This window comes from Phytobacter sp. V69 (assembly GCF_965644215.1).
Taxonomy (GTDB): Bacteria; Pseudomonadota; Gammaproteobacteria; order Enterobacterales; family Enterobacteriaceae; genus Phytobacter.
On record NZ_CBFFRL010000034.1, the window covers coordinates 26,356 to 32,778 of the forward strand.

Genomic DNA, 6,423 nt, shown 5'->3' on the forward strand with positions numbered 1-6,423 from the left:
ATGAAAAAAAATATTGTCTTCATTCATCTCGAAAGTCTTAATCAGGCTATCTACAGCCACCGTCAGTGGTTTCCTTGCCTGAACAGTATCGTGCCCCACTCACTGCGCTTTAACAACTTTATCTCCTCAGCAACATCATCATTTATGGCCGTCAGCGACCTGCTGTACGGGGATGACAATGTGCTGGAGCACAACGTTAATTTCGAAGTCGGATTAAGCGTTAAACGTAAAGCACCGCCGATGTTTGACCAATTACGACTGGCAGGTTACCGCACCGCCGGATTGGGCTTCCCAAAAAACTGGGCCAATTTCGATATGATCTGGAGTGAACAGGATCGATTTAACTGGTACGAAACGGCCAATGAAATGCTGCATAACGCAGAAGCGATTATCGCCGACAGGTCGCAGCCTTTCGCGCTCTATTTCTGGAATCTGAGCAGCCACCTTTGCTATCAGGACGGTTATAAGGCCGCAGGTGATAACAGTTTCGTTCGCTGGCAGCGTGGTTATGAAAGCATGGATAACACCGTCGGTGATGTCCTGCGCCTGCTAATGAATCACAAACAAATGGAAAACACGACGCTGGTTATTTTTGGCGATCATGGGGACGATTTCTGGAACCATGGCCTGTACGGCGGTTTTGCGCACGGTATTGAACCGTACACATCGCTGGTTCATACCCCGGCGTTTATTTACGACAGCAATTACAAAGCCAAAGATATTAATCATCTGCTCAGTATGGTCGACCTGCAAAAGACCGTGTTTGACATGTCAAATATCCCATCTGTGGGTGAAGAAAATCCCAACACCTGGTCCGCACTTTCTGGCGGAAGGAAGTATTGCTATAGCCGTAATCTGTTTGCCGCTCAGACCGGCGAAACACCGCAGACGCCGCTGCGTAAAGGCTATGCCATTATATCTGAACTGTTCCACCTCCTGTATGTGAATGGCGAATACAAAATGTATGCCTGGCAGGCAGATGGCGCAAACCAGTTCAACCTGCTGGAGTACCTGAAAACCAGTAACGGCAAAGTATCAATTGATTACCAGCGTCTGGGAACCGGGCGCGAGGCAGGTCCGCACCCGCATATTCAGTGTTTCTTGTACCCGGGTTGCGAGGCATTAATTGTGTCACAGTTCGAAGAAATGTCCGCGCTCTTGCAAAAATGGATAGCCGAAAAAAACAGTTTACTGAACTAAGGCGAATAAAAAACCCATCGCGTTGATGGGTTTTTTTATTATCGCAGGCGGGCGATTTCAATGATTTCCGTCGTGGATATCGATGGCGTTCGTGGCAAATAAATCACCTCACACCAAGGTTTGACCCAATCAAAGCGCCCTTCCCAGTCATCACCCATCACCAGCAAATCAGCCTTCATCGTTTCAATATAGCGGGCTTTATCTTCCAGTGATTCTTCGATAAATACTTCATCAACACAGCGCATTGAACTGATGATTTTGACACGATCATCCTGGGTATATAGCGGGTAACGTTGTTTCTTTTTGTAGCTCAACGCGTCAGATGAAACCCCAACAATTAAGTAATCGCCGAGTTCAGCAGCACGCTCAAGAATGTTAACGTGGCCTATATGAAAAACGTCGTAAGTACCGAATGTAATCACTCTTTTCATATCATATACCTGGCAGCGCTAATTTAAAGTCACCGTCGTCAGGAGCAATGGAGCGTCCCAGACTCTTCTCACGAATTAATTCAACAATCATATCCACCTCATCCAGAGTCAGCGTCGGATAAATCGGCAGACAGAGCACAGAGGTCGATACTTTTTCAGCTACAGGCATTAACCCTGGCTGTGCGCTGGGCAGTCCGCGATACATAGGAAACTCAGAAATCAGCGGGTAGAAATAGCGTCGGGTAAAGATGTTATGCGGTTTAAGGCTTTCATATAGCTCATCGCGCGAGCAGGCAAAACCTTCGTCAATAAAGATCGGCGTATAAGCATAATTCCATTGAACATTTTCTGGCTTATTGAGAACACGCAGGCCTTTAATGCCCGCGAGTTTTTCAACATAGCGCTGATATATCATTTTACGGTTATGCAGGGCCTGATCAATATGCTGCAACTGGAGCATACCAAAGGCAGCCTGGACTTCGTTCATTTTGCCGTTAATACCCGTCGCCACGACGGTAGTTTCATTCGCGAAGCCAAAGTTTTTCAGATCGTCGATGCGCTTTTTCATTTTCGCATCCTGACAAATAATGGCTCCGCCTTCGACCGTGTTAAAAACTTTAGTCGCATGGAAACTGAGGATCGACAGATCGCCGCGGGTCAGAATGCTGCTGCCATTTTCTTTTACACCAAAGGCATGTGCCGCATCATAAATAACCCTCAGGTCGTACATATCAGCAATACGCTGAATTTCATCCACATTACACGGAATACCGTAGCAATGGACCGGCAAAATCGCCGTGGTTTCAGGGGTGATAGCCGCTTCAATTTTCCGCGGGTCCATATTGCAGGTCAGCGGATCGATATCGACGAACACGGGCTTGAGCGAATTCCAAAGGATCGTGTGCGCGGTGGCCACGAAAGAATACGGGGTGGTGATCACCTCCCCTTTAACTCTCAGCGCCTGCAATGCCGTTAACAGTGCCAGCGTACCGTTCGAAAACAGTGACAGATACTCAACACCCAAATATTTTGCCAGCGCCGCTTCAAACTGCTGATGAAACGGACCCGAGTTAGTCAGGTGTTTGCTCTGCCAAATCTGCTCCAGATAAGGAATAAATTCCTCAAGAGGCGGCAATAACGGGCTGGTTACATAAATATTATCGCGCATGTATTTACTCCTGATCCGCGTCTACATCAATGACAAAACTTTGCGGCTTTTGGCCATCACAGTAGTTCTGCCAGATCGTACGGAGCAATTTTTCAAACGCTTTAGAAGGATCGACAACCTCTTTTTTACGCTGCGCAAAACGATCGCGCATGCTTAAACGAATGGCATTTAACTCTTCTGTTTTGTTCATCCATGCCAGCGCCTGCTGGACATAGCTCTCTTCATCTTCGACCTGGAACTGTTCGAGTTGATAAGCCTTGATGATTTCATTGCCCTGACAGCCTGCCATGGTTTTGCCACGCAGCGAAATCATCGGCACACCCATCCACATGGCGTTATTACTGGTTGTTCCACCGTTGTACGGGAAGGTATCAAGCATCAAGTCGATCTCAAGATGCATTTTCATGTATTCGATGAATGTCGTTTTTTCACGGAAGATGAGTTGCTCCGCTTTAACGCCCATCCCTTCCAGCTTTTTACGCAATGAATCTGAAACATCCGGCGACGGCATGTAACCAATCAGCATGCGAGCATTCGGAGCGGCGGTCAGTATTTTGACCCAGGCTTCAATCACCTTATCGCTGATTTTCTTCGGTCGGTTCAGGCTACCAAAGGTGAACACGCCGCTCTTCAGTACCGGTAATGGATTGACATCCGGGGCTTTTGTTGACGGTTCGTACTGAACCGGCATTGGCATATAGAGCAATTTCTCGGTGAATTGATCGTCAAGCTCGCCAGGTTGCGCCATCCATGAACCGCAGATACGGTAATCCATTGCCTTAAGGCCGGTTGTCCCCGGATAACCGATCCAGCTCAGCGAAAGCGGTGCGGGTTTCAGTGCAAAAGCCGGCAGGCGGTTATATCCCGTGTGACCGGAGAGATCGATAAGGATATCCACGTTGTCTTCATTAACGATACGCGCAAGCTCCAGCGAACTTATCGTGAAAACATTTCGCCATACGGTTGCGCTGTTTGCAAAATATTCACTTACGTCGTCATGGATAGGCGAGGTGTTGTAGACATACAGCTCATGACGATCACGATTGAGATTGGCCCAGAATGGCTTGAGGAACCAGGTGACCGGATGGCGGCACAAGTCGCCAGAAACAAAACCAATACGCAGACGACGATTCGGATCTTTATCGGGTGACCATGAAAACTTGGTTTTTTGCGCCTTAGCCCATTTCTCAGCCAGCTGGCCGTACACGAGATGTTCATTAAACAGGGCTTGCGGATCGAGAAGCGCGCTATGCGACAATTCAAAGTTGAGGCGGCTGTAATAATCCAGGTTTGAAGGCATCACTTTTATCGCTCTGCGCAACAGACCGATAGACTCCTCCAGACGCAGACTGTCAGAAATTAATATGGCCATGTTAGAAAGCATACCGCCATTGTTCGGGGTAATTGCGAGCGCCTTTTCATAACAAAATTGTGCGGTCGCAACGGCTTCATAATCTGAATACAAACGTCCCAACGCATCCCAGGCCAGAGCATTAACCGGATCAGCACGTAAAATAGCGCGCACTACGCGCCCGGTCAGCCAGTGCTTCTGCAGGTGCCACAACGCAACTGCCAGTTCAAAATAAATGTCCCAGCTTACCGACGTAATACTCAGCGTACGATTAATTGCGCCAATGGCGGCGCCATAGTCCGACGTACGACTGTAAACACGGGATAATTCCAGCCAGGCGTTCGGGTTAGCTTCCATTTTGCCAACAATTTCACGCGCCAATTCTCTCGCCTGCTCAAATTCACTGTTCGCTATCATCGCATCCAGGCGATTAACGATTTTTTGATCAACGGGTTGGATATTCTTTTTATCAAGCGTATCGGTATCTGTTTGCAGATGCGAGCCTTCGTAGCCCCCGTTTTGCGGCAAACTGGAGAAGAGGATCAACGGCAAAATCGCATTGGTCATCTCTGCCAGCGTCGCCACTTTAATCATTGCCCGGTAATGCGATCTCCAGCTTGCAGGACTCCCGGTCAGTAGACCTTTGCTGCGCATGCCATCTACAAGTTTAATATCTGCAAACGCCAGGTTATCTTTTTCCAGCACAGACACTTCCTGTGCCGTCAACTCGACGGGTTCATTCCAGAGGTTAAAGCCCGCTTTGAGCTGAGCCAGCGCCTTGCCGAATATCGGGATTAGCTGAGGATTTTTCTGCGTATTGTAAATCGAAGGAACACGCTGGAAATGCAAGTCTGATAACCCCTGCATAAACAGCGCGCCAAGGGAGAGCAGCAGTTTTTCTTTATGTTCTGCCTCATCCGTTTCAGGCGAGCGCGTGTGGAAAGCCAACTGCTCGAAACTCATACTCAGTGGCCAGGCTTCACCCAGCACATCCAGCACAGAGAGCGTGACCACATCATCGGTCGCAATAAAGGCACCTGACTGCGCACGCATACGATCATAGACTCTGCCATCGCCATCAATTTCGCGACGGAAACTGGCCGCCCAGTGCATATCCTGCAAACGCGTAAGTTCAGGCTGCACAGATATCAACTGTGTTTTCGGTGCGGCGGTCAGCAAACTAAAGCGTGAACGGCGATTAACCGAGAAGTCTAAATATTGCTGAAGCAGAAACTTATTCTGGTCCGGGCAAACAGCATTCGAAATTTCCGTCACGTTATCGCCATAATGCTCCGGACACTCTTTCCATGGGAACAGATCGCCAACATAGCGTAAACCTGAATGAATGACATCCTCATGAAAATCAACAAAATAGCTAGCATTATTCATACCGTGCAGATAACGCAGCGCAAGGGTTTGATCGTCCATTGCTTCAGCTTCTTTGACTAATTCCTGTAGCGCCTCGCGGGCCGGATGCTGACTCATCCCCAAAGAAAGCCAGGTTAACGCCGCGCGTGCGCTGCTCAGACGCAGTTCATCGCTATTCGCGTCACGCACGTGCAGGGCAATAGCATCCTGAATAATCTGACTCAGGCCCGCACCTGGCTGGGTAAGCCACTCAGTTGCAACCAGGCCCTGGGCAGAAAGATTGTTCTGGCAAAAAGCAAAGAGCGCCTCACGGGCCGCGCTATCAAGAAGAGAGAAAACATCATGGATGATAATGTAATCAAACTGCACGCCAAAGCCTGCCAGCAGCGCATCAAGATCAACACACAGCAGCTTGACGTTGGTAATTCCTGATAATTTAAACTGCAGCTGGCCAGCTTCAATTTTCACAGGCGACAGATCAATACCGGTAATTTGTGCTCGCGGATAAGATAGTGCGAAAGGCAGCAGGTGCGAGGCGTCGCCGCAGCCGATATCAAGGACACGCGCAGACTCCGGGTTAACTCCCTCAATACCATAAAGCCAGGCGCTGGCCTGAATTCGAGTCACGCTCAAATGAGGTGCAACCGTGGTTGACTTAGGGATCGCGGAACTGACTGACGCTAAATTAAAGCTTTGTGGTAAATCTAAAGAGAACACGGCGCTGTCCTTTACATTTTGAAAATCATTTTCTCATGCTACCAGTGCGCTAATGTGTCCATTGGCTGAGTAAACGCCATTATTGGGGGTAATTCACCCTATATTAAAGGCAATAAATATCCTCCGGCATAGCCGGAGGTTTTTCTGATGCGCCTATAAGGCTCTCTTACCAGCCGCGCCCTAACAGG

Annotated in this window: 4 protein-coding genes; 1 reads left to right on the plus strand and 3 read right to left on the minus strand. The window is 48.7% G+C overall.

The genetic code is table 11. From position 1 onward, the window contains the following. Complete coding sequence (locus ACSZPU_RS07145; RefSeq protein ID WP_498996963.1) at positions 1-1,200, plus strand: sulfatase-like hydrolase/transferase; 1,200 nt, start codon at positions 1-3, stop codon at positions 1,198-1,200. 38 nt (positions 1,201-1,238) lie between these two features. Here the strand turns inward: ACSZPU_RS07145 and ACSZPU_RS07150 are convergent, their stop codons facing one another. Genes ACSZPU_RS07150 through ACSZPU_RS07160 form a run of 3 tightly spaced genes read right to left on the minus strand, consistent with a single transcriptional unit; the run spans position 1,239 to position 6,145 of the window. Beyond that, positions 1,239-1,631 carry an FAD synthase family protein gene (locus ACSZPU_RS07150; RefSeq protein WP_498996964.1) on the minus strand — a complete coding sequence of 131 codons (393 nt, stop codon included), beginning with the start codon at positions 1,629-1,631 and terminating at the stop codon, positions 1,239-1,241. A 1-nt stretch (position 1,632) separates the two neighbouring features. Continuing rightward, complete coding sequence (locus ACSZPU_RS07155) at positions 1,633-2,799, minus strand: DegT/DnrJ/EryC1/StrS family aminotransferase (protein ID WP_498996966.1); 1,167 nt, start codon at positions 2,797-2,799, stop codon at positions 1,633-1,635. Between the two features lie 4 nt (positions 2,800-2,803). Further along, positions 2,804-6,145 carry an O-linked N-acetylglucosamine transferase family protein gene (locus tag ACSZPU_RS07160; protein ID WP_498996976.1) on the minus strand — a complete coding sequence of 1,114 codons (3,342 nt, stop codon included), beginning with the start codon at positions 6,143-6,145 and terminating at the stop codon, positions 2,804-2,806. Positions 6,146-6,423 lie beyond the last annotated feature (278 nt).